Origin of the sequence: Baaleninema simplex PCC 7105 (assembly GCF_000332355.1) — a bacterium.
Taxonomy (GTDB): domain Bacteria; phylum Cyanobacteriota; class Cyanobacteriia; order Cyanobacteriales; family Geitlerinemataceae; genus Baaleninema; species Baaleninema simplex.
This window is the reverse complement of record NZ_KB235958.1, coordinates 499,633-524,394: the sequence shown is the minus strand read 5'-3', so window position 1 is coordinate 524,394 and position 24,762 is coordinate 499,633. Positions and strand designations below refer to the sequence as shown.

Here is a 24,762-nt window from a genome sequence, read left to right as displayed (position 1 = left end):
CAAGGCTGAATCTGAAGGCAAAGTTTATCTAGAAGTCGATCGATTTTTTCCGTCTTCTAAAACCTGCCATGTATGTCTCAATCAAATCGGAAGCTTGTCCCTTGAGGTGAGAAGCTGGACTTGCGAACATTGCCAAACCCGTCATGACAGGGATATTAACGCTGCAATTAACCTCAAAAATGAAGGCTTACGGATATTAGAGTTAGGAACTCGCTCTACTGCCCTTGGAGGGGATGTAAGACGAGGGGGTAGAACTTCGGTTCTATCTAGCGCAGTCCCTAGTGAAGAGGGAAGCCGCTATTGTAATCTTTGATTCAATAGCGGTAGTTCACTGTTTAATACCGTGAAACGGTTGCTCGGCTTGAGTTATTTATGGACGGGTTCTCTGAATGGAGTTCGGTTGCAGATCTGGGGAACTTGGCTGTTTTATGGAGTCTTAGTCGATTTAGGGGATGCGGTTGCTGATGAATTATCTTTGCCGATTGATTCCATTTCTTTAGAGATGATTTATCGGGGTCTCTACCATTTTTCGGTGGCTCATCAAAAAGGGCTAGCTTCCGATCCCGTTCAATACTTTGCGGCTCCAGAAAACAAAGATTTAGGCATTGTCAAGCAGAAACGAAAATCCCAAGTCAGACTCATTGTCTCTCCTTTCCCGGCCCGCCAACGTTCTCCCGAAGAGTTTTTCTTTCAGCCTGACTCTCAAACCCCCTTGACAACTGACTTACAGCCTTAACTTGTCACTAATGGGTTGTCAGTCCGAGTTAGTCCTAACTTAAAAAGCCCCGCAGTTTGAAACTACGAGGCTTTTTAAAAATGGCGGGAGGCGGATTTGAACCACCGACCTTCGGGTTATGCGTACTACTACAGTTTTCACTGCCTGAACTTTCGTCAGTTTGTAGTCTGGACTCTCCCTTCACCCTCAGCCGTACTGTTAGGGTGCTTCCCATCGAGTCTCTACACCTTCTCCGATTTCGGAGCTTGGCTCGGGATTACCACGCTACAGGCTTCCCCGAGTTTGGGAAGTTGTCGCAAAGCAGTTTCCTGCCTTACAGCCCTGCTGACTCAACCGCTAAGCGTTTGATTAAGCCAGCCTTTGAGCCCGACGAGCTACCAGACTGCTCTATCCCGCGACGTATCTTCCATCATACATCGTTGGTGGGAAACCCGCAAGTTTCTGAGCAATTTTTTTTCGAGAACGCTTTCAGAATCGCGCGATCGCCCCGTATCGAGGACGTTACAGCATCGCCAACTCTCCTTCGACAGTCAAGCGTTTGAAGTCGCTGAGGATGCAAAACCGCTCGGCGAGGGTATCGGCAATTTCGGGTTCGAGCCAACCCAGTTGGCGAATTAACTGAATGGCGACGGCGTATTTCGCCCGTTTGGCACCGTCGGCCACTTTAATGGCCAATCCCATGCCCTGACCGATGCGACCGATACATTGGATGCCTTCGGAACCGGATTTACTGACGAGTTCCCCTTGACTGAGGCGCATTACCTCGGTGTCAAAATGCCCTTCTCCTGCCACCAGTTCGGGATAGTGAGTCATGGCGCGGACGATGCGTTCCATATCCAGATTGTCTCCGGAGGCCAGTTGACCGAACAGAGACGCCATTTGATTGAGCTGCATGAAATAGGTGGGCGCTCCGCAATCGTCTCGCGCTCCGATAAACTCGTCTGGGGGCATATGCAGCAGTTCGGCGACTTTGCCTAAAATCAAGGATTGAACGGGGTGGTTGCGCTTGAGATAAGTCGTCAGCGGCCATTGTCGCTGTTGGCACACCGCCAGCATTCCAGCGTGTTTTCCCGAACAGTTATGTTCGAGGGGCGATCGCTTCCCGGCGGGAGTGGGACATTGAAGTTGGTCGGGTTCGATCGCACATTGCCAGAGAATGCGAAACACCTGCCTGGCTTGTTCGATAGTGCCTTGGTGAGAACTGCACATAATCGCCAGGTCTCGATCGCTGAGGTTGTAACGCTCGATGACGCCGGTTGAGGTGACGGCGAGAGCCTGAAAGGGTTTGAGCGCCGATCGAATAAAACTGCCGAATTCGGGATTTCCTGCTGCCGAGAGAACGCGACCCCGGCGATCGCACACCACCGCCTGGACTTGGTGCTTGGATTCGACGATGCCTTCCCTTAATAATTGAACTTCAATCGCGTGAGTGTGATGTCGTTTTGCCATAAACCTGTACTACGAAGATTGCGTTAGGCGACGAGCCAACCGATCGCGCCGGCCACGATCGACAATCCTAATACGCCGAACGTCCGATACAAGCGTTTTAAGACCGGATCGATTTGATAAGCGGCGATCAGGCGATCTCGGGCCAGAATTTCCGAGGTTTTCGTCCAAGTTTGCCCGTCGTACCATCCAGACTCTTCGTATTCGACGACGGGACTCTCAAGGCGATCGCGAACGTATTTCCAGCCTAAATACAACCGTACCAGTGCCAGCAACAGAAAAACACTCGCCCCGGCACTGGCACCGAGGGCGAACTGTACGGGATGTTTGGCAGGATCGAAACTGGCGGCGGCCACCGGCCCGGCGATCGCCCAACTCGGCACCCAAATCCAAGCCAGGGTTTTAATATAATTCGACAGGGTTCCGTGGCTCGTTCGAAACAAGCAAGACTCTTTCAGGGCTTGATATTCGTTAATCGGCCGTTGTTCTTCCGGAACCGGGCAAACCGAGAGATCCAAATCGTACATCACACATCCGGGGCGTCGGGGTCAGATTGGGGAATATCGATCCGTTCGGCGTGTCCCCAAAAGGCTTCCAGGTTGTAAAAGTCGCGTTCTTCAGGCATCAAAACGTGAACGATGGCGTCTCCATAGTCCATCAACACCCAGTTTCCTTCGGCTTGTCCTTCCACTCGCAGCGGCTTGCGCTCTAAGTTCTCTTCCACGTTGTTTTCGATCGACTGGGAGATGGCGCGAACCTGCACCCGAGAAAACCCAGTGGCGATGATGAAGTAATCGGCTAAGTAAGAGACTTCTTCAACGCGCAGGACCAAAATGTTCGAGCCTTTGCGATCTTCGGCGGCTTCGGCGGCTAACATCGCCAGACGGTAGCTTTCCGCATCGCGATCGACGGCAGAGGTGACGGGGGGAGAAGACATAGCGTTGGTTTGAGACGTATCGGTCATTCACTCTCGAGGTAAGGACTACAGCGATCGCCCTCAAACCGTTCTCTGGTCACTCATTGACCGGAAACGGCGTGACACGATGGGCGATTAGATATTATCATCAACTTTTTGCTGATATCCTAACAAAGATGAGCCGGAATTGCTGGGGCGATCGCATTCTCGAACCGTCTTCTCGACCCCCTCTCGGCCCCCCCACACCGTCTTATGAAAATCGCGACTTGGAACGTCAACTCTATCCGAACTCGGCGATCGCTCGTGTGCGATTGGCTCGAGGCCAATCCCGTCGATTTGCTCTGCGTTCAAGAAACCAAAGTCGTCGATGAAGACTTTCCCCGCGAACCCTTCGAGTCCCTGGGGCGTCACGTCTACTGTGCGGGACAGAAATCTTACAACGGCGTCGCCCTCTTCAGTCGCGTTCCCTTAGAAAACGTGGAAATTGGCTTCGGGGCGTTACTTCCCGAGGAGATCGTCGGCGATCTCGACGACCAAAAACGGGCGATCGCCGGAACCTTAAACGGCGTGCGCGTGGTCGATCTCTACGTTCCCAACGGCGGCGAATACGACAGCGACAAGTATCGTTACAAACTGCGCTGGCTCGAAGTGTTACGAAAATACATTGAAGTCACTCTTGACAAATACGACCGTTTATGTATTTGCGGAGACTTCAACATCGCCCCCGACGATCGCGACATTCACACGCCTCCCGGTAACAAACCCATCGTGGGAACGACTCCCGCCGAACGAGAGGCGTTACAAGAGGTTCTCAGCCTGGGATTGCGCGATCCGTTTCGCAAGTTTACCGAAGAAGGGGGAATTTTTAGCTGGTGGGATTACCGAGGTGGCTCGTTCCGCCGAAATCGCGGTTGGCGCATCGACCATCACTATCTCACCCCAGAACTGTTCGATCGCACCGTATCTTGCACCATCGACGTCGAACCCCGCAAACTCCCCAAACCCAGCGACCATACACCCGTTATCGTAGAGTGGAAAGATTGACTGAGAAACTCGAAAACCCCAATATCTCAACGATACCGGGGTGGTGAAACTCGAGAGTTCCGGCTCGATCTTCTAGGCGGCGCTTTGCAGCATCGAATCCAACTCGCCGCGATCGTCGAGGTCGTGTAAATCGTCGCAACCGCCCACGTGATGGTTATCGATAAAAATTTGAGGAACGCTCGTCCGTCCGTTGGCCCGTTCGGACATTTTGGCGCGGGCTTCGGAATCGCCGTCGATGACGTACTCTTGATAATCGACCCCTTTACTCTCAAGGAGAGCTTTCGCGCGAATGCAATAGGGGCAACGGCTCCAAGTGTAAATCTCTACCTTCGACATTACAACTTCCTCAATATATCGTCATCAATCTTAAGTTAAATTTTATCAAGATCGAAGAAGTACGGGACAGAGGAGATATCCGACCCTTACATCACGCCGATCGTGTAGTGGAAATTTCCGTCACCGACGTTGCGCCGCAGGGTTTGCATAATGGAATCGACATCGTCGTAAGGACCGCTGGTGAAAAATGGTTCTCCGTCAAGACCGAACTCTAACTTCGGTTCGCCGTTCCACTGACCGAGATGGGCTTTCGCCTCCTTGAAATCCGGGTGAGGGTCGAATCCCAGTCCCTTGGCGTACTCAGCCGCACCGAAAACCAGGGCTTGGGCTTGCTCGAGAGTAATATCTCGAAAGCCTTCGGGAAAGCTGCTGTACGCCATGCTTAACAATTCCGAATGTTCCGAACCGTTGGCGGGTCTGGGTTTCATCGCATCCTTCACGCCCAAACACCAGTAATCGACGAGATAGGTGGTAATGCTGTATCGCTCGAAGCGATCGGAACGAGAGAGGAAGACGACGCCCAATCCTATTCCCATTGGCCCCTCTTCGTCTTCGTCTTCGGTGTTGCGTCTTTCTCCGAAAAAATGTTCGTAAGTCTGGGTGTCCAGGGTACATCGAGCAACGGGCGGGAGATCGCCAGTTTCGAGGCGTTTTTGTTCGGCTTGGGCTGCACTGGCTTTAATGAAGGCTTTAACCTCCGATTGTTTGACGCCAAGTTTGCGGGCGATTTGTTTGGGGGTAAGCTTCCGTTCCCGCAGTTGGAGAATTTCGGCTTCGAGTTCTGGGTTCATCGATTTTCGTCAATTGAATGCAATCAATTTGAAGGTGACTCGACAACATTAATCCGTTCCGACGACGGCATAATCGATCAGTTGTAACAATCGCTGGCGTAGCGTTGTCAAACCGAAGCCTTCCGTCGCCGAGACGAAGGCCGCCTGGGGGTATTCCTCTGCCGCGAAGTCTAAGGTTTCGCCGTCTACGGCATCGATTTTATTGAACACCAACAAAATCGGCCCCGGCGTCACGGGCATATCGGACAGAATACCCATAACCGAGCGAATTTGACTTTGCCAAGCGGGATGCGATAAGTCTACAACGTGCAGCAGGGCATCGGCTTCGGTGACTTCTTCCAAGGTGGCGCGGAAAGCGTCGATGAGGGCGGGGGGGAGTTCGTGGATAAATCCCACTGTGTCGGTCAGGACGAACTGACGCACTTCGGAAGTGTTCTCGTCGGTGACGGCGATGCGGCGTGTCGTGGGGTCGAGGGTGGCGAAGAGTTGGTCGGCGGTGTAGATTTCGGCGTTGGCGAGAACGTTCAGCAAGGTGGATTTTCCAGCGTTGGTGTAACCGACGAACGCTACTGAGTGGACTTCTCGATGTTGTCGCTGTTGGCGCAAGCGCGATCGATGGGCTTGCAGGCGATCGACCTCTTGTTGCAACCGCGAAATCCGCCGTTGAATCGCCCGACGTTCGGTTTCTAACTGGGTTTCCCCCGGACCTCGGGTTCCGATACCGCCCCCGAGTCGAGACATGGCTTGTCCTCGTCCGGTCAGACGGGGTAGGTTGTATTCGAGTTGTGCTAGTTCTACTTGCAGTTTCCCGGCGCCGGACTGGGCCCGTTGGGCGAAAATATCGAGAATGACTTCGGTGCGATCGACGACCCGCACGCCGATGCGTTTTTCTAAGTTGCGAACTTGCGCCGGAGAGAGATCGCGATCGAACACCACTAAATTCGCCCCCACCGTTTGCACGGTTAAAGCAATTTCGTCGACTTTCCCCGATCCCACTACGGTTTGAGGATGGGGGCGAGATCGGGACTGTTGCAGGGTTTGCAACACGATACCTCCGGCGGTATCGACGAGTCGTCCCACTTCGGCCAGGCGATCTTCAAACTGTTGGGCGTCGAGTTCGGCGGTTCGCATACCGACGATCAAGACGCGATCGCGATCGCCTTCGACTTGTTGGGCGACGAATTCCCGTTGAAACTCCGCTTCGAGTTCCTCCACCATCGCCAGAAAATCGCGACGGGCCAGGGCGTCTAAACTCAACGGCGGCGAAACCGTCCAACTGGCTTCGTGGGTATTGGGAACCAAATTCGCCAGATAAGCCTGTTTGACGTAACCCACATCGCCACCTCCCCGTCGCCGGAATCCAGAACCCGTCAACGTGAGAGCGGCTAGGGCATCGAGGCGTTGAATGGCCATGGCCGTGAGAGCGGAGGTTCCCGGTGGATTGTTTTTTAATTGAGTGGCAACGCAACGAATCCCGCTGAGACGACTCGCACCATAACGGGGCAGTTCCAAAGGCGGAATTTGAGTCTGTCGCGGCGTTCCCACACCCACTCGAATCACTTGACCCCGTCGGTTAATGTAAGCGCAGACGGGTTTTGCCAAATCAGTCGAAATTGCAGCGAGACGCTGGGCGAATTCTGGTGTCGTCAGACAGTCGCCCGGTAAGCGTTGGTGGTACAGCCGCTGAAGTTGCTTGAGTTGGCTGGGTTTGAGACCTTGGAGTTGACCGTGAACGGTATGAATAGGCGCTAAACCAGATCGACTGGCTCCCGAAAAACAATATGAATGTGGTATCTATTTTAGCGACGCGATCGCCCGCTGACTCGGTAAATTCTCGATTGTCTTAATACTGTTTTAATACTTTGTTTACATTAACTTAAATCGATCGAAATCGAGACTGAAAGCGCGGCCTCGTCCGGTTGAGGAGCGATCGCCGCGCTGGGTAGAAGTGAATTAAGTCTGATGGAGAGTCGAACAGTTTAGAGGCTTTCGATCGCCTGTCGGGACACTTGTTTCTCGAATTCCGCTTGAGCGTTGTGGAGGAGTCGTTCGCGACTATCGGCCGCTTGCGAGAGGTTCGGAACCAGGTTCCGCGCCTGCAAAGTCATATGAAACTGGAGATGAGCCACGTAGTCACGGATATCTTCGCGTAATGCGGTTTGTTCGAGTTGACGAGCTTGTGCGTTCAAAGTGTTCTCCTGCCAAACTTGGCGTCGTCGGCTAAATAATTCGATTGGTTTAGGGCTAATCTTCGTCAAAAGTTACCACGAGACGACCGAACACTCGCAGGATTGCAAAAAACCTTAACAGAGTCGTTGGGGAGAGGGGGAGAGGAGGAGAGGGGGAGAGGGGGAGAGGAGGAGAGGGGGAGAGGAGGAGAGGGGGAGAGGAGGAGAAACTGTAAACTCTCAACTGTTCCCTATTCCCTGTTCCCCGTTCCCCGTTCCCTGTTCCCTATTCCCTATAACACGCCTTTAGAACTGGGGATTGTACTGGCGCGACGGGGATCGATTTCCGTAGCCGTGCGGATCGATCGCGCAAAGGCTTTGAACGTCGCTTCGATAATATGGTGGGAGTTGATGCCGTCGAGTTGGCGGATATGTAGCGTCATCTGGGCGTGATTGACGATCGCCACGAAGAATTCCCGCACCAGTTGCGTGTCATAAGTTCCGACTCGTTCCGTGGGAATCTCTAAACCATAACTGAGATGGGGACGCCCGGAGAAGTCCAACGCCACTTGAATCAAGGCTTCGTCGAGAGGGGCGACGAAATGTCCGAAACGCACGATTCCCTTACGATCGCCTAACGCTTGCGCTAACGCCTGTCCGAGAGTAATTCCCACGTCTTCGTTAGTGTGGTGATCGTCGATTTCCCAATCTCCTACCGCCTTCACTTCTAAATCGATGAGTCCGTGGGAGGCGATTTGATGCAGCATATGGTCGAGAAACGGAATTCCGGTATCCGCTTTGCACTGACCCGTTCCGTCGAGATTGACAGTTACTTGCACGTCCGTTTCTCCGGTGGTGCGGCGAACGGAGGCGGTGCGTGTGGTGGGAGCGAGTGGGGTTTCGGGGCGAACGGAACTCGTTTGCATAGAGGATTTCAGGGAGCGATTCGCGTAAACAGAATGGTTTTATTGTAGTCGGTTCTGGGGTTGGCTCGGACTCGGAGATGGCGTTACCGCCAAAACTGGTAATTTTCTGACTGTTCGATCTGTAGACTCCTAGCGATCGATCTCGGCTTCGCCTTGCAGCAAAAGACCGTAATCGGTGTTTTTTTTACATGAGGGGAGATACACTTTACGCTCACTGGCGACTGTAAAAAGGTTTTCACTCTGTTTGCGGAAATTCTTCCCACAGTCGAGTTTCCTTTCGCAAACTGGCGTAATTCCCGTTTCCCAGAATCAAATGATCCAGAATGGGAATCGAGAGGATTTGCGCGATTTCGAGGAGGCGTCGCGTCAGTTCGATGTCTTCGGGACTTGGCGACACGTTTCCGCTGGGGTGGTTGTGAGAGACGATCGCGCGGGTTGCGCCTTGGCGAATCACCTCGCGGAAAATATCTGGAGGATGCGCCAGGGTTTCTGTCGCCGTTCCGATGGTTAACAGTTGCGTTCCCAAAATGCGATTGCGAACGTCGAGGAGTAAAATCGCAAAGCGTTCGGTTTCCTGCCACATTAAATCGTGACTCAGACAAGCCACCGCCGTTGCGGGATCTTCCACGATGCGACGTTCCGCCGGACGAGTTTGAAAGGCGCGTTTTCCCAGTTCGATCGCCGCAATAATGGTTGTCGCCTTCGCCAAACCAATACCGGGAATTTGCATCAACTCCTGCGGCGAAACGTTTCGCAAAATTTCCAGGGGATCGCGTTGGTGTTGTCCCAGTTGGCGTAAAATTTGTTGACCTAACCCGACCGCCGAGAGTTTCTGGGCTTTACATCCGGTTCCCAACAGCAACGCCAGCAACTCCGACGTGGCTAAATGTTTCGCGCCATACGTCACCAACCGTTCGCGAGGTCGTTCTGTTGGGGGTAAATCTGCGATTCTGACGTTGTAGGTCATTCCAACGCACCCGAAAACCTAATTTTCAGGCAATTCTAACGGATGAATTCTTAGAAATGGGGAGAGGCGATCGAATTTCCGTAGTTTTTCGGATGTGTCGATCGCGATCGCCCTTCAATCTCCAGAAAAACGACGAAACACTACCACGTCATCTCGAGAATACACCATTTCAAAATCGGGGCGATCGCTAAAATAGATCGCTAAATTTTGCGCCACTTCCGCCGTGGGAATCCAGGGATGTCGCAGGTTGAGAACGATAGTATCTGGGGTTTCTAAATCGATCTCGTTCGGACTCGGATGTCCGATTAGCAACAGGGTTTTTCGATGGGTTAAATGGGGTGCGAGAAAATTGTCCGTTAAGACTTTCGCCTCTGGGGAAACCCGTGCGATCGCCTCTCGCGTCGCCGTCCAGGTATCGAACACCTCAAATCCTCGTATTAACTTATTGGGATTTCCCAACACCAACACCGCCGCTAACGACCAGGCTAACACCACCTTTCGACGCAATATTTGACGCTGTGCTATTGTTTGAACGACCGCTAAAAATAGAAACGGTAAAATGGGTAAAGCGTATTGATGTCGTAATGTGGTTTGTAATGGATGGTCGGCTAAAATATTGATCGCCAAAATCGGAAACGCACCCAGTAACGGCGCGAGATGGCGCAGCGACAATCCCCACGCGACGGGAAACGCCACCATTAACAGATAACTCAAACTTTGCCAAGAAAAGACTTGTCCGAGAAACAGTTGCGGTTTCAGTACCAGGTTTAGCAGAATTTCTCGAACCGAACTTCCGAGATACGCATAGCGATACACCGCTTCGACACCTTCAGGACGAAAGATCGGAATAACAACCTGTGTCGCTAAGAAAAACCACGCTAGTCCTCCGAATAAGGCGATCGCACCCGCTTTTCGTCGCTTCTCGACACCCCACAGCCAAATCCCCATCGCCGCTACTGTCAAAGACATCACGGCTTTCGTTCCTAAAACAAACAGAATGCAGAGGGTAAATCCAAACAGCGATCGCCCTTTTTTAGCCAGTTCTACCGCCGCTAAAATCGCCGGAATTGCCATGACTTCCGGGTGAAAATCGAACAAATTGACGTTAAAAACTAACGGATATAACCAATAGGCGATCGCTAAGGTTATTGCCGATTTTACCTCGATTTTCTGCTGACGCGCCAACCGCCAAACGAACCAACCTCCCAACGCCAGCGAAATCGCTTGAACGGCTAACAACCACCGCGCATCGGGATAAATTTTGTACAGTGGTGCTAGCAAATATAAACTGTATTCGGCGTGATTTCCGAGGAAATGTTCTCCCCAAAACGACACCGCCGGAAATTCCCCTCGACTGATGAGATATACCGCTTGGTCGAAAAATCCCAAATCCATCGCGGTCGATCGAAACATTGTATGGCGGAAGTTGCTACAGGCGAACAACACTACCGAAACGGCGATGGAGAGAAGAAGAACGAGACGATTGGGATGCGATCGCAAATTTAGCATTTCTACTTCTTAACCCGAAAGCCTCCCAAATCGTACCCAATTAACTTCACCTGAATTCGGGGTGCGAACAAACTCGGATATCGCGTCGAAAACTTAAACCCGTAAATTCGCTGCGGTAACTGTCCCTGAAGTAACTCAAACGCCTCCGTATCGTTTTTGGGAAGGTGACTCAACCACACGCCATCTTCAGAATTATCCGTCAAAATTTTATACTCTCGTTCTTCTCCATCCATATCTAAAACTGTTATCCAAACTGGCGGAACGCGGAAAAAGGTTTTCGCCAATTTCCCTAACATTGAATATTCAGCCTTAACCGAAGCGCGAACGATATCCCCATCTCCTGCTTCGATTATGGCGGTATCTTCCCACACGACCGCAATTTCTCGTCCGTCTCGTTCCCCAACACAGCGACTTTCTGATAACGGTTCTAACACCATCGTTCGAGGGAGTTTGGGAAGATCGACAAACGCCGGAACTCGCGGTGAAACCTGATATTTACAAGTGTAGTGAAACGCCGTTGCGGGAACGGTAAAAAACGGGTGTTGTCCGTCTACAGCGTGGAAATTATACAACAGAAAATCTCGAGGATTCTCGGTGAGATCGTCGCGGTTGGCGAAGTCGAGATAAGGTCGATAGGCTACTTGAGATTGGAAAATCGGTCGCGGTTTCCAGTTCAGTCGGTTAGCGGGAACGAGGGAGGTTTCCCAGGGAATAATATCGATCGTGCGATCGCCTAAAACATCGCGAATTTCTGGCGGTAAACGAACGCCGTCGAGATTGTCCGCACTTTCGGTTATTAACTCATTTTGTAAGTTCTGAGGATTGAAGAAATATCCAGCTTTTTCTTTAACCAGTTCTGGCGTCAGCGGACGCGCTAAATTCTGCGGATAGTAATCTGAATAGAGTTCGGAATAGTGGTTGTAGGTAACGACACAGAGAAGTAACGCGTAGAGATGGAAGCCATAGGCGAATTTGCGCCAAAATCCCGGTCGAATTTGTATCGCGCACAGGGATAAAATTAACGGCATACTAAAAAAGAAGCGGATGACGTGTGCGCCTTGGCGGACGAATCCATGTTTGAAGGTGAGTAAGACCACCAATAACATCGCAGTGGAAAAGCTGGCGTTTCCATCTCTGGCGACGAGAACGAACAACCACAGCAACCCGAGAATTTCGATGAGTGCAAATCCCAGTTCTAGCGGCGAACCGACGTAACTCATGGAACTGGAATAGCCGGAGGTGATATTGGAATAGCCTTCGATGTACGCGAACAGGGACGGTTCGGAAAAGCTGATGAGAATTAATAGACTGAGTCCGTAAATAATTCGCGTTCCAAAATGGCTGAGGTTAGCGAGAAATTCGGTGCGATCGCGCTTTTTTTGAGCCACAGTCCAACTTTGATTTTGGGTTTCCTCAGTTTGAGGATCTTTCGACACTTTTAAGTGACTTGAATTAAAGAGTTTGGGAATCACCCAAAATCCCAATACCATTGAAGCCGCAAGAAAAATTGCTGTTTTTCCAAAGTTTCCTAAATTTTGGGGTGCGAGAAAGACAAATGCTGTCGTCGCCGCCGCTAGTTGGGAATCCAGCAACAACAGTAAATTCTCGCGGATCCCGCGTTGGGTTCTCAATCCCCAAAGGACGCGAACGGCGAAAAAGAGAAATAGAGAAACAGAGGCTTGCAACCCGAGAGAAACTTTCGTATGTAGGAGAAATCCACCCACTGCACCGACACCGATCGCCCAGTACTGTGCTGATTTTCCTTGCCAAAATTCTCGAAATGAAAGAATTAAAATTATAATATATAAAAGCTGGTATTCTGTTTGTAGAGCTTGATAAAAATCTGAAATTAAATAGGGAAAGGCTACGCTCAAACCGACGGCGATACGTTCGACTATATTTCGAGACTTAATAATTCGGATAATTGTAAATCCAAATAAAATAAGATGGACGAAAATTTTAAAATAAAAAATATTCCAAAAATTACCCTCGATCGCCGCACCGCGAACCAGATAGCCGAACGCCCCGTAAGTAAAAATAATCTCTTTTCCAAAAATTGCCCCATCTTCTGAAACTTGGCTGATGCCGTATTTCCAAGAGGGATCGAGTCCCGTGTCGATGGGTTGGGGAATTGGCAGAAAGGCAAAAAAGAAATAGAGTACGACGATAGAAATTACCAAATACAGAATCGTTTTGAGATTGATGGTAATTTGAATCGATTTCATTAGAACTGAGTTGGTGAATGGCGGTTTAACGACGGGACAAGCTCGATTCGAGCGTTTTCCAACGACAACTTAAATAGAATACACCAAGACTCATTAAACACCACAATAATGGTAAAACCGGGCGCAAGTAGCGATCGCCCCCTTCGACCGACCAACTCGTCACGTCGATATACGCCACGAGAACCACCCGCGTCGCGATGCAGAACAACAACACCCCCGACAGCCACAGGGGAACGAGACGAGGCGTCCCGAACGCCAGGAGTTCGAGACCGTATCCCAACACCGCCAACCCGAAGATCGCGGGAAACGCCAGTCGGTAGAGGTCAGAAACGGCGGTAATTAAACGGTCTTTGAGTTGGTTGAGGGGAAACGCTCGCCGTCGGAAAAAGTCGGCGGGTTCTCGGGTAATGTGGCTGTAGTAGCGTTGGCGAAAGGCGATGTCTTCGACGCCAGAATCGAGTTTGAGGGGAAGGGAACTGGTGGTGAGGTTGTAGCTGAGACGAAGGCTACTTTGCAGCCAGGGTTGCAGGATATCCCAGGACAGAGAGGGGACGAAACTGGCGATATTTCGCGATTTGCAGCGGAGGAGATCGCGATCGCAGGCTGTTTCGATTTCTAGGGCAATTTGTTCGTAAAAGGCTTCGGTTTCCGGCGCAGATTGGTAGTATCCTTCCTCTTCTACGGCGTCTCGTAACGCCCAGAAAAACACGCCAGCGGCGTAGTCTTCACAAATTCCCATCTCGCAAGATACCTGACGCCAACCGCGATCGCTCTCGATTTCCAAGGAATCCTGCAATCTCTCAAAACTGGGACTGACGGCGTAAATTTCCTCTCGCGTCTCTCGTGGAATTGCGATTTGAGGGCGGTGGCGTTCTGGGGAGACGCGGCGCAAACTGCTATAGGCGGCGGTGAGTCCGGGGGCTTTCAAATCGTAGGTGTTATAAATGCCGTATTGGAGATAGTTGGCAAAGGCAAAAGTAGAGGTAACGAAGACGATGGGGGCGAGGGTGAAAAGGATGGAGTAGGTGAGGGTTCGGAGAGAGGGAGAGGGTGAGAGGGGAAGAGGGGAAGAGGGGGAGAGGGGAAGAGGGGAAGAGGGGGAGAGGGGGAGAGGGGAAGAGGGGGAGAGGGGGAGAGGGGAAGAGGGGGAGAGGGCTTTGGGATGTTTACGCGTTTTTGAGATTGCGGAAATTCCGAGAATTCCGTAGATTAAAGCAATTGTCGGAACAATCCAAATTCCTTCGGGGCGGGTGTTCCAAAACAGGGCGAGAATTAATCCCAGAATGAGGGAATCGAGTAAAAAACGCCGTGGGTTGTCGCTATCTTTTAGTAGATTTAACAAGCCAGCGACGATCGCAGCCGTCAAGGGTAAATATAAAACTTCTTGTAAGGTTTGGCGGTTCCAATGGTAGGAAAACGGCGCAAAATTATAAAGAACTAACCATAAAAGTACGATTTGAGGTCTGCGAACCCAACGATACAACGCGGCTGCCAGAAATCCTCCCGCTGCTAAATAGAAAAATTCCTGAAAAATTCTCAGAGGAATTCCCAGCAGATAACTTAAAGCGATAAACCCCGGATATCCCGGTTGTCGGGCTAACACTAACTCACCGTAAGGAACGCTAGCGTCTAGCAGGTTCGACGCCACAATAACGTAGCGCAGATGGTCGTGGGTGGCGGGAAAGGCACGAATGGGAAGGTGAGCGATCGCCCACAGCTTTAGCAAAGCTAAAGCGATCGCCCACAGCCAAATCGAACGACGTAACACCACCGCTAACGGACGTTTTCGAGGCTGCGCGTGCCTTTGGTGAACTTGTCGAGGAAGATACTTAACACCGTGCGATCGCGAACTTTAATATTGGCACTCACGGCCATCCCCGCTTGTAGATCGATTTGCCGGCCCGTTTTCAGCTCGAAATACTGTTGGTCGAGTTCGATCGTCACCGGGAACGCATAAAACGGACGGTTTTGTTCCGGTTCTAAAACATCTTCGCCGATGGAAACCAACCGACCGGGAATCGTTCCGAATTCCGTTGCGGGGAAGGCATCGATTTGCATTTCGACGTCCATTCCTTCTTCGATAAACCCGATATCTTTGTTGGTTACAAAGACGTTCGCTACGAGGCTGCTGTCGGGAACAATGCTCATCACCGGTTCGCTGGTATTGAGGACGAATCCCGTAATTCCCCGTTCTTCGTTGGCGGCGAAGTTGGGCAGCACCTCGAACACCACGCCGTCAATCGGCGATCGAATCTCAGTATAGTCCAGTTCTTGCTCGGCTCGTGCCAGTTGGCTAGTCAGCTGCGTATCTTGCTTCTGGTTTTCCGCAATCACCTGATAGGCTTCCCGTTGCGCCGCCGCTAACGTCCGCTGCAAACTCGCATCAGCTTCAGAAACCGCCGCACGCAGCCGTTGTTCTTCACCCAACAGACGGTCTTTTTCCGAGCGTCGGGACAACAAGTCCGATTGCAAACTGGCAATTTCAGCTTCGCGCCGTTGCTGCGCGTCTTGCAGTTGCGTAATTTCCGCTTGACGTTCGAGGATTTCGTCTTGAGCGCTAGAAACTTCCCGTTCGCGAGTAATCACCTGTTGGCGCTGTCGCGTCACCTGCAAACGAGCGATTCCCCCTTCTTCGAGAAGCGGTTCCAAATCGGCGAGAACTTCTCGATCTTCGGCTAACAAGCCTCTAGCTTGTTCGAGTCGTTGTTCGGCTTCCGAGAGGCGTCGTTGGGCAGTACTTAACTGTTGGCGATCGGCAATCCGACCGTTTTCAGCAATATTTAAGCGGTTTTGCGCGTTGTCGATTTGGGCGTCCATGGCGGCGATTTGCCCTTGCACCTGCGTCAGTTGCGCTTCGAGTTGGCGGATTTGACTTTCCGTAGCCGCCTGTTGCGCGTCTAACTCCCGCTGGCGAGCTTCGACGCGTCGTTGCTGGGTGCGATCGAACTCGCCGCCGCTCCCCGCATAGCCCGAGCCTTCGACTTGAGCTTGATAGGCTCGGGCCTCGCTACGGCGTTGGTCTCTGGCTTCTCGCAGCGATTCCACCGAAGCGCGAGACACTCTCGAATCGAGAGTTAACAACAAATCCCCTTCGCTGACCTCCTGTCCGCCTTCGACGTGAATTTCGCGGACGACGCCACCGGTAGGAACTTTAATTTCTTTGACCGATCCTTCGGGTTCGAGCTTCCCTTGAGCGGGGACGGACTGGTCGATTTTGGCCAGGGACGCCCAGACCAATCCCGAGGTGGTAATTCCGACGATCAACCAAATAAAGGCTCGCGTCCAAAACGCAGGTTGTTCGAGGATGACCGGTTGGTCTTGAATCGTTTCGAGTCGTTCGATAGTCATGGTTTTCTTGGCTGGAGGGGTACGAATCGCACCCCCGTCCCTATTTTATAACTGCGATTCTTGCTGTTGATACAGACAGTAGTACCGTCCTTTTAGTGCCATTAACTCTTTGTGGGTTCCCTGTTCGACTAAGGCACCTTGGTCCATCATCAAGATGGTATCTGCATTTTGTACCGTGGGCAGACGGTGGGTAATGAAGAAGACGGTTCGTCCTCTGAACTCCTCCACTAAGTTCTGACAAACCAAACTTTCGAGGTTGTAGTCGAGGGCGCTGGTGGCTTCGTCGAGAATCAGCAGGCGCGGTTTTTGCAGCACCGTCCGGGCGATCGCGATCCGTTGTCGTTGTCCTCCCGACAGTGCCGAACCCCGCTCTCCGACGATGGTGTTGTATCCCTGGGGCAACGTCATGATGAAGTCGTGAGCGGCGGCCACTTTCGCGGCGTCGATGATTTCGTCGTCGCTGGCTTCGGGGTTGTTCAGGGCGATGTTGGCTTTGACGGTGTTGTTAAACAACAGCGTGTCTTGCAGGACGACCCCAATTTGACGGCGCAGGGAGTAGAGTTCCACTTTGCTGATGTCGTAGCCGTCGATTTGAATGCGTCCGCTTTCGGGAGCGTACAGTCGCTGTACCAGTTTCATCAGGGTACTTTTCCCGGAACCGCTCTGTCCGACGATACCCACGAACGACCCGGCGGGAAATTCGACGTTGACGTTGGCCACTTGTAACGGGCCGGTGGGGTTGAAGCGGAAACAAACCTCTTCAAATTTAACGTCTCCCTCGATGTTCGGTAGGGGGATGTTGAGGCGATCGCTCTCGTCGCTTTCGGGTTCGGAACCGAGGATGTCTCGCAGACGTTCGACGGACATTCCCACTTCTTGGAAGCTCTGCCACACTTGTACGAAGCGCAACAGCGATCCGGTGACGTTTCCGGAAATAATGCGGAAGGCAATCAGCTGACCGAGAGTCAGTTCGTTTTGCAACACCAGGTACGCCCCCACCCACAGCAGTAACAAGCCAGAAAGTTTGTTGAGAAATCCGGCGATGGAACTCGCGGCGGTGTTGGTCAAAATGGTACGGAACCCCGCGTTCATATATCGCGCGTAGCGTTCGTACCAGTTCCAGCGGGAGGTCAACTCGATGTTTTGCGCCTTCACCGTCTGAATCCCGTTGAGGGTTTCGACGAGGTACGATTGAGCGTCGGCGTACCGTTCGGCCCGTTTCCGCAGTAGTCGCCGCACGATGGGGGAGACGAACACGATCAAGGCGGTGAAGAAGGGAACGGTAATCAACGCCACGAAGGTTAAGGTCAAGCTGTACGTGACCATCACGGCGATGTACACCACCGAGAACACGGCATCGAGAACCACAGTCAGAGCGGTTCCTGTGACGAACTGGCGGATGTTGGCGAGTTCGTTTACCCGTCCGGAGATGTCCCCGACTCGTCGTTTGTCGAAGTAGTTTAGGGGAAGTCTAAACAGGTGGTCGATGACTTCCGAGCCGAGGGTCAAGTCGATGCGGTTGGTGGTATCGACGAACAGGTAGGTTCGCAAGCTGTTGAGGAGGGCTTCAAACAGCGCCACCCCGATCATGAAAATCCCCAACACGTTGAGGGTATCGATGCTGCGCTGTCCCAAGACTTTGTCGATGATGACCTGGGTGAGTAGTGGGTTCGCCAGTCCGAAGAGTTGGACGAAGAAGGAGGCGATGAAGACCTCGATGAGAACTTTTTTGTAGCGCAGCAGGGAGGGGACGAACCACCAGAAGCTGAATTTTTCCGATTGGTCGCCTGCGGGGGGCTGCACGAGGACGACTTCGGCGGTGTCCCCTTCGATAATTTCGGCAACTTGTTCGGGGGTGCGGTGGAGGATGCCGATTTCGGGGACGGCTAAGACGATTTCTTTTTCGCTAATGCTGTAGATGACGGCGTAGCTGTCTTGCCATTTCATCATACCGGGGGCTTTCAGCCGTCCGATCGCGTTGGTGGGAACTCTGGCCAGTTGAGCGCTGACGCCGAGGGTGGGCATAATCGTCCCGCAGCCGTAGAGGGAAATTGCCCCTTTGCTTTTGAGTTGTTGTTCGAGGAGTTTGCGAACGGCGTCTTTGCGGAAGTTGATTCGCATATGCTTGCACAGCATATGGAAGCACGCCAGGGGAGACCCGATCGGACCGCTCCCGCGCACGTGGGGATATTTCGGCGGCGGTGCGAGGGGGTCTCGTGGCGGTTCGGGGGGACGCGGCGGTGCTTCGAGAACGCCAGCGAGTTCGCTGCTTTGTCCGTTGGTGGGGACGAGTTCTCCGTCTCTTTCTTCGGTGGGGACGGGAAGGGGGGATTTGACGGTTTTCGGCCAGACAACGCCGACGAGTCTCGTGGGTTCGGGAAGGGGGGTGCGGGAGAATCCGTCGAGTTCGATGCGACTTCCGATGTCGGCTTCGCCGATTTTACCGCGACTGACGAGCCAGATGCGGCTGCGATCGAGCTGGCTGGGGTCGAGTTGGTGTCCGGCGGGCAAGTCGAGGACGCTCGCGTGCGGCCAGAGGTCGTAAGATAAGTCTTTAATGTTGGAACTGGTGTCGGCCCGGCGTTGCAGTTCGGCGCTGGCTAACTCGAACACTTCGCTGATGCTGGGGTGTTCTCGCACGGCGCGATCGAATTGGGATTCGGCGTCGAGACAGGCGCGGAAGTCGTTGACGTTGATGCTGATACAGACGGTTTCGCTCGAGGCGATCGCCGTTTCGCAAGGTAGATCTCGCACGACGCCGATCCAACCGAGGACTTCTCCTTCTCCGACCAAACGTAGGCTGACGGATTTGTTTTGTCGGCGATCGAACCCGAGAACTCGGACTTGTCCTTGGTAGATAATGGAGATTTGCGCGGGCATTTTGTCCCGCACTAAAATCGGTTGGCCGATGCGATAGCGCAACAGTTGGGCTTTGGCTGCTAACTGACGCCGGGTTTCGGGAGTCAGGCGATCGAACGGCGCCGTTTTGGCCAGAAAGTCTGAAATTTGAGGTTGAGACGTTGTCTGAGTCATGCCGATGGTGAAAGTGAAGACAGCCGATCGAACTCCGCAGAGACCAGTTTTTGGAGTTCTGCTTGCATCCAACTCGCGTACAGTTCGTCGAGCATTTGCGATCGCATGGTGTCGTCGAGTTGGGCGGGATGGAATTCTTCTAGGCGAACGATGATAAACCACTCTGCCAGGGCGCGGGGCGGCCAAAGCTGTCCGGGTTGGCTCACCGACAGCAGTTTTCCAATGGCCGGGTGAGGTCGGTTGAGGGGAACCGGACCGAGTTTTCCTCCGGTTCTCGCTTCGGGACCTTGGGAGTAGTCTCGAGCGCATTCTTCAAAGGTTTGTTCGCCTTCTTGAATGCGGTAATACAATTCTTGAGCCAGTCCGTCGTCTTTGGTGCGGATGAGGGAATAAATCACGCGATCGAGGCTGCTTTTGCGGGTCATAAAGTGCGATCGCACTTTGTTTCCCCAGATATCTTCTTTAAATTTTTGTAGCAGGACGGGACGCACGGCGATTTCTTCGAGTTCGGCAGGGGTCATACCATGAGCTTTCAACCATCCCTGCTGAGCTTCCGGAGAAGTGAGTTGGTGTTGCTGACAAAACTGTTGGAGGGCTGCTTGTTTTTCTTCGTCGGTGCAGCTGTAATCGGCAATGGCGCGATCGACGACTAACCCCTGGAGAAATTGGGGCATTAGTTGGTAGCGTTTGAGCAGTCTCGGAATTTCGCTTGCTAGAATTTCGCGATCTCCAACTCGAAAAACGTCAGTCATCTCTCGTCTTAATGGTTTAGCCACAATCGAGCTTCGCCGGTCTTCGCAAGCGGTGACACTCCCGTCGGTTTGGCAGGCCAATTCGCTCTCGATGACGGCGTCCGCTCCTCTCCGTACAGCCATACTAATCGATCTCGTTACGCAGCGGCGTTTGAGCAACACTCACTTTACAATAAAGGTTGCTCGCTCGGTTGTTACGACTCGTTTCTCGGACTGGATGTTCCAGTAAGAAAGCTGGGGAGATAACTCGATGATGAGACGATCGGATTCTGAGATCGCCCCATCATGCTATTACTCGTCGTGGTGCAGAAAATTTGTCAATACTTTGTTTTGACAAAAAGCACAGAATATGCAGTCACGATTTTCGATATCTGGCTGCACTTCGCTCCCCTTTGAATTCGTTCGTCTTCCCGCCTGCGATCGGGCAGGGAACGATTCGCTATAACTCTCGATCGAAAAAGAGTTTGAGGACTTTTCTGCACCGTCGAGTCCCATCACTTGACTTCTAGTAAAAACGCCGCCCCGAGTCCGGCCGCCATTTCTTCGGGGGCGATTTTTCCGTCGCGGTTGACGTCGAGGGCGTCGAAGACAGCATCGGTTCCCGACCATTCTTCTCGGGTGATGAAACCGTCGCCATCGAGGTCGTACACGCGAAACATTTCTTCAGCGGCGCGATCGACTTTGTTTTGGTTTTCCAGTTTTTCGAGACGTTCGGCTAATAGCGTTTCTAACAACTCGAGGGCTTTGGAAAATCCTTGAATGCCTTCGGCCAGTTTTTCTGACGCCATGCGATCTTCGGCGTGGAGGCGATCGAAGGTTTCTTTGTCTACTGACAGCCGTTCGATCTCCATCTGCTGGGCGGTGTCGGGGGACAGTTTTCGCGGCAGTTCGCCGACGGTACTTTGCAGTTCTTGTAGCAACGCTGGGGAAATCGTCAGTAAGTCGCAACCTGCGAGTTCGAGAATTTCACCGATGTTGCGGAAACTCGCCCCCATGACTTCGGTTTGGTAACCGAATTTTTTGTAATAGTTGTAAATTTCCGTAACCGATCGCACGCCGGGGTCTTCTTCGGGAGCATAACTGTCTCGTCCGGTGTTTTTCTTGTACCAGTCGAGAATGCGGCCGACAAAGGGAGAAATTAAGGTCGCTCCAGCTTCGGCACAGGCGACGGCTTGGTGAAATCCGAACAACAGGGTCAGGTTGCAGTGAATGCCTTCTTTTTCTAAGACTTCTGCGGCTCGAATCCCTTCCCACGTCGAGGCAATTTTAATCAGCACGCGATCGCGCGAGACGCCAACGGCTTCGTATTGGGCAATAATTTCTCGGGCGACGTCGATGGTCTTTTCGGTATCGTAAGACAGTCTGGCATCGACTTCAGTGGACACTCGCCCCGGAACGATGTCGAGTATTTTCAATCCGAAGGCGACGGCGAGACGTTTGAAGGCTAAGTTCGCCACCTCGGAATTTGACGCGTTCGCCCCGGCTTCTTGGCGAGCGGCTTTTAAGGTATCGTCCACGATGCCTTGATATTGAGGCATTTGGGCCGCAGCGGTAATCAGGGACGGGTTAGTGGTGGCGTCGCGAGGGGTAAAGGCTTCGATCGCTTGAATGTCTCCGGTATCGGCGACGACGATCGTCATTTCCCGCAGTTGTTCGAGTAAGGTCTCAGTCATAATGATAGTTCTCAATATCTAAGGACGCGATCTGAAGACTCGTGCTCAAGTGAAGTGTTGAGTTCTTATTTTATGCTTCCTCTCGATATTGGGGGTGTTTGAAACGACGCAATCGCACCGATAGGCTGTGCATGATTTCGATGGCGAACATGGGAGTCGTCTGTATGGCAAACAGGAATCGCTCTCGATCCATGACGGCGAGGGTGCAGTCGGTGTTGGCGATCGCAGTCGAGGCTCGCGTTCCGTGGGGATACAAAAGCGCGCCTTCGCCAAACACGTCGCCTTTTTCGATAACCTCGACGGGGCGTCCGTCGATGTGTAATTCGACGGTTCCTTCGATGATGCCATACATGACATCTCCGGGTTGACCGTCTTCAAAAATGACTTCTCCGGCGGTGAAGCTATCGGGTTCGGGTTGTTTTTGGAAGATTTCGACAGTTCTAGAGGGGTCTAACATAAAACGGTTCGAGATGGGTGTTCACAGCTCGTATCGAGGTGCGATGGACAATATTTTGGCAGTAATACGCGATCGCTCGCTAAAATCTCGCTCCGATCGCGTATTCTCGAGAGCGATCGCCTCGATTTGAATTTTAACGCGAGCGACTTCGAGTATTATTTTTTTTATCCCTCGAAGTTATTGACAAAAACAATATCGTGTGATAATAACGAGGTCGTATTGTTTCCCCACAGGGGGGTTGCAGACAACGCCCCTAGGTCGGGGAATTTCCAAGAGACAAACGGACGATTCGAGGTTGCCAGACCTAGGTAATCACGGTGGGTTTGTCCATCCCGGTATGTTTGCGAATTTGCGCGACATCTTCGGCGATTTGAATGAAATCCGCCAAAGCGGTTTGGGTGTCCGTATCGTGTTGGCTGGCGTCGTCGGGTTCGTAACTTTCTAAATACAGCCGCAGCGTCGCCCCTTGGGTTCCCGTTCCCGAGAGGCGGAAGACGATGCGAGACCCGTCGGTAAAGCCGATGCGAACGCCTTGGTTTTTACTGACGCTGCCATCTACCGGGTCGGTATAACTGAAATCGTCGGCGTATTTGACTTCGTAGTTGCCGAAGGTTTGTCCCGGCATCGAGTCCAGTTGCGATCGCAAGTTCTCCATCAACGCCGTCGCACTATCTTTATCCACGGCTTCGTAATCGTGGCGGGAGTAGTAATTGCGTCCGTAGGTTTTCCAATGTTCGCGGACGATATCTTCAACCGACTGCTCTCGCACGGCCAAAATATTCAACCAAAACAGTACCGCCCACAAGCCGTCTTTTTCCCGAACGTGGTTCGATCCCGTTCCGAAACTTTCCTCGCCGCAGAGGGTGGCTTTTCCAACGTCGAGAAGGTTTCCGAAAAACTTCCATCCCGTCGGCGTTTCGTAGCAGTCGATGCCCAATTTCTCCGCCACGCGATCGACCGCCGCACTCGTGGGCATCGATCGCGCCACGCCAGCCAACCCGTCTTTATACCCCGGAACTAACGTCGCGTTGGCAGCCAAAACGGCCAAGCTGTCGCTGGGAGTGACGAAAAAGTTTCGTCCTAAAATCATATTGCGATCGCCGTCGCCGTCAGAAGCCGCGCCAAAATCGGGGGCGTTGTCGCCGAACAACAATTCGACTAAATCGTGGGCGTAAACCAAGTTCGGGTCGGGATGGCCGCCGCCGAAATCTTCTAGAGGTATTCCGTTTTGAACGGTTCCCTCCCTCGCACCGAGACGGTCTTCTAACAAAGCTTTCGCATAAGGTCCGGTGACGGCGTGGAGAGCGTCGAAACTCATGCGAAACTTGCCGGACGTCATGAAATCCCGAATGCGATCGAAGTCGAACAACGACTGCATCAAATCGGCGTAGTCGGCTACCGAATCGATAACTTCAACGGTGGTCTCGCCGAGTTGAACGATCGACAGCGTATCGAGATCGATATCGGAGGCTTCGATAATTTGATAGCCTTCGATAGTCTTACTCGCCTCGTAAATCGCCGAGGTCACTTTTTCTGGTGCCGGTCCGCCGTTGCTGGTGTTGAATTTCACGCCGAAGTCGCCTTCAGGACCGCCGGGATTGTGACTGGCCGATAAAATAATTCCGCCGAAGGCTTGATTTTTCCGAATCAAACAAGAGGCGGCGGGAGTCGAGAGAATGCCTCCCAAACCCACGAGAACTCGTCCGACGCCATTGGCGGCCGCCATTTTTAAAATGGTTTGGATGGCGGTGCGGTTGTAGTAGCGACCGTCACCGCCGAGAACTAGGGTTTTTCCTCGATAGTCGTCGAGGCTGTTAAATATCGATTGGATGAAGTTTTCCAGGTAGTGACGTTGCTGGAAAACCGGAACCTGTTTTCGCAGCCCAGAGGTTCCGGGTTTCTGGTCGCTAAACGGTTGTGTCGATACGGTGTGTACGTTCATAAATCGGCGCACTGCAATCGAGATCTTTGACAACACCATATCAAAGGCCGTGCGCCGTTGTGGTTTTCTTGGTCTTCCGTTAACCTACCGCCTCGGAGATTTGCAGTCACTCCATGGCCAACCATCCTCGACGGACGGCGTGAACGAGTCGGTTGACGGCAGTGAGGTCGTCTGGATGTAACTGGCCGTTGAGAAAGGCGTCTCGCAAGCCGTAGCGTCCGTTTTCGGTCAGGCGGCCTGACGACCACGCCTGAAAGAATAGTTCCGCCACGGATGGAGGAGGGGCAAATTTCTCGTTCTTGACATCCTCACCGCCCTGGAAGGACGGTGATTCCCAAACCGTTCGGCTGACGCTCACGGCGAAGCCTCACGATTTGGGTTCCTGTTTCTTCCCCTTACGGGTTTTTCGCAGTTGCTCTCTAGAACAATGTCCTTCAAGTCTTACACTCGCTCCACAGGCTGTAACGGTGTGTCCCACCGCCAAAAGGTTTCG

Annotated in this window: 21 protein-coding genes and 1 pseudogene; 3 read left to right on the top strand and 19 right to left on the bottom strand. The window is 52.5% G+C overall.

All coding sequences use genetic code 11. The annotated features are described in order from the left end of the window. Both GEI7105_RS34380 and GEI7105_RS28970 read left to right on the top strand, forming a co-directional pair. Positions 1–313, top strand: a 313-nt coding sequence (locus GEI7105_RS34380; protein ID WP_144053889.1) for a zinc ribbon domain-containing protein, incomplete at its 5' end; no start/stop codon positions are given. Positions 314–334: 21 nt separating this feature from the next. After that, positions 335–736 (top strand): annotated as a pseudogene (locus GEI7105_RS28970) (IS4 family transposase); the annotation flags it as partial. A 501-nt stretch (positions 737–1,237) separates the two neighbouring features. Here GEI7105_RS28970 and GEI7105_RS0104315 read toward each other — a convergent pair. From GEI7105_RS0104315 to rsfS, 3 genes are read right to left on the bottom strand one after another with little or no spacing between them, the layout of a single operon-like run. Beyond that, on the bottom strand, positions 1,238–2,185 hold the full coding sequence (locus GEI7105_RS0104315) for an asparaginase (protein WP_017659262.1): 948 nt from the start codon (positions 2,183–2,185) through the stop codon (positions 1,238–1,240). Between the two features lie 23 nt (positions 2,186–2,208). Beyond that, positions 2,209–2,709 carry a CGLD27 family protein gene (locus GEI7105_RS0104310; protein ID WP_017659261.1) on the bottom strand — a complete coding sequence of 167 codons (501 nt, stop codon included), beginning with the start codon at positions 2,707–2,709 and terminating at the stop codon, positions 2,209–2,211. Further along, positions 2,709–3,146, bottom strand: coding sequence for a ribosome silencing factor (gene rsfS, locus GEI7105_RS0104305; protein WP_017659260.1), 438 nt, complete (start codon positions 3,144–3,146; stop codon positions 2,709–2,711). The genes GEI7105_RS0104310 and rsfS overlap by 1 nt, the downstream gene beginning before the upstream one ends. A 204-nt stretch (positions 3,147–3,350) precedes the next feature. On the opposite strand from rsfS, the gene xth reads away from it, so the two are divergent. After that, on the top strand, positions 3,351–4,142 hold the full coding sequence (gene xth / locus GEI7105_RS0104300) for an exodeoxyribonuclease III (RefSeq protein WP_017659259.1): 792 nt from the start codon (positions 3,351–3,353) through the stop codon (positions 4,140–4,142). A gap of 72 nt (positions 4,143–4,214) precedes the next feature. Here xth and grxC read toward each other — a convergent pair whose 3' ends face one another. The 16 genes from grxC to GEI7105_RS36675 all read right to left on the bottom strand — a co-directional run bounded on the left by grxC (position 4,215) and on the right by GEI7105_RS36675 (position 24,627). After that, entirely contained in the window at positions 4,215–4,478 is a 264-nt protein-coding gene (gene grxC / locus GEI7105_RS0104295) for a glutaredoxin 3 (protein WP_017659258.1), read from the bottom strand. An 86-nt stretch (positions 4,479–4,564) separates the two neighbouring features. Further along, complete coding sequence (locus GEI7105_RS0104290; RefSeq protein ID WP_017659257.1) at positions 4,565–5,269, bottom strand: hypothetical protein; 705 nt, start codon at positions 5,267–5,269, stop codon at positions 4,565–4,567. A 48-nt stretch (positions 5,270–5,317) separates the two neighbouring features. Beyond that, complete coding sequence (hflX, locus tag GEI7105_RS0104285) at positions 5,318–6,871, bottom strand: GTPase HflX (protein WP_342662810.1); 1,554 nt, start codon at positions 6,869–6,871, stop codon at positions 5,318–5,320. Between the two features lie 377 nt (positions 6,872–7,248). Then, positions 7,249–7,458, bottom strand: coding sequence for a hypothetical protein (locus tag GEI7105_RS0104280; RefSeq protein WP_026097422.1), 210 nt, complete (start codon positions 7,456–7,458; stop codon positions 7,249–7,251). Positions 7,459–7,730: 272 nt separating this feature from the next. Then, the gene (hisB, locus tag GEI7105_RS0104275; protein WP_017659254.1) at positions 7,731–8,363 is read right to left on the bottom strand and encodes an imidazoleglycerol-phosphate dehydratase HisB; all 633 of its coding nucleotides are present in this window, start codon (positions 8,361–8,363) and stop codon (positions 7,731–7,733) included. Between the two features lie 235 nt (positions 8,364–8,598). Beyond that, complete coding sequence (radC, locus tag GEI7105_RS0104270) at positions 8,599–9,330, bottom strand: RadC family protein (protein ID WP_017659253.1); 732 nt, start codon at positions 9,328–9,330, stop codon at positions 8,599–8,601. A 114-nt stretch (positions 9,331–9,444) separates the two neighbouring features. Further along, positions 9,445–10,839 (bottom strand): DUF2079 domain-containing protein, encoded by a 1,395-nt coding sequence (locus GEI7105_RS0104265; RefSeq protein ID WP_035492434.1) that lies wholly within the window; start codon positions 10,837–10,839, stop codon positions 9,445–9,447. 2 nt (positions 10,840–10,841) lie between these two features. Further along, the gene (locus tag GEI7105_RS0104260; protein ID WP_017659250.1) at positions 10,842–13,064 is read right to left on the bottom strand and encodes a hypothetical protein; all 2,223 of its coding nucleotides are present in this window, start codon (positions 13,062–13,064) and stop codon (positions 10,842–10,844) included. Positions 13,065–13,089: 25 nt separating this feature from the next. Then, positions 13,090–14,832, bottom strand: coding sequence for a hypothetical protein (locus tag GEI7105_RS38210; RefSeq protein WP_158413156.1), 1,743 nt, complete (start codon positions 14,830–14,832; stop codon positions 13,090–13,092). Between the two features lie 5 nt (positions 14,833–14,837). Next, complete coding sequence (locus GEI7105_RS0104250; RefSeq protein WP_017659248.1) at positions 14,838–16,412, bottom strand: beta-barrel domain-containing protein; 1,575 nt, start codon at positions 16,410–16,412, stop codon at positions 14,838–14,840. Positions 16,413–16,457: 45 nt separating this feature from the next. Beyond that, on the bottom strand, positions 16,458–19,445 hold the full coding sequence (locus tag GEI7105_RS0104245) for a peptidase domain-containing ABC transporter (protein WP_017659247.1): 2,988 nt from the start codon (positions 19,443–19,445) through the stop codon (positions 16,458–16,460). After that, complete coding sequence (locus GEI7105_RS0104240; protein ID WP_017659246.1) at positions 19,442–20,197, bottom strand: peptidylprolyl isomerase; 756 nt, start codon at positions 20,195–20,197, stop codon at positions 19,442–19,444. Before GEI7105_RS0104240 ends, GEI7105_RS0104245 begins: the two co-directional genes overlap by 4 nt. 494 nt (positions 20,198–20,691) lie before the next feature. Continuing rightward, a complete protein-coding gene (locus GEI7105_RS0104230; RefSeq protein WP_017659244.1) occupies positions 20,692–21,870 on the bottom strand; it encodes a transaldolase in 1,179 nt (392 codons plus the stop codon). Positions 21,871–21,940: 70 nt separating this feature from the next. Beyond that, entirely contained in the window at positions 21,941–22,327 is a 387-nt protein-coding gene (locus GEI7105_RS0104225; protein ID WP_017659243.1) for a cyclic nucleotide-binding domain-containing protein, read from the bottom strand. A 304-nt stretch (positions 22,328–22,631) separates the two neighbouring features. Beyond that, the gene (locus GEI7105_RS0104220; protein WP_017659242.1) at positions 22,632–24,269 is read right to left on the bottom strand and encodes an alpha-D-glucose phosphate-specific phosphoglucomutase; all 1,638 of its coding nucleotides are present in this window, start codon (positions 24,267–24,269) and stop codon (positions 22,632–22,634) included. Positions 24,270–24,375: 106 nt separating this feature from the next. Next, entirely contained in the window at positions 24,376–24,627 is a 252-nt protein-coding gene (locus GEI7105_RS36675; protein ID WP_144053662.1) for a hypothetical protein, read from the bottom strand. Positions 24,628–24,762: the final 135 nt, after the last annotated feature.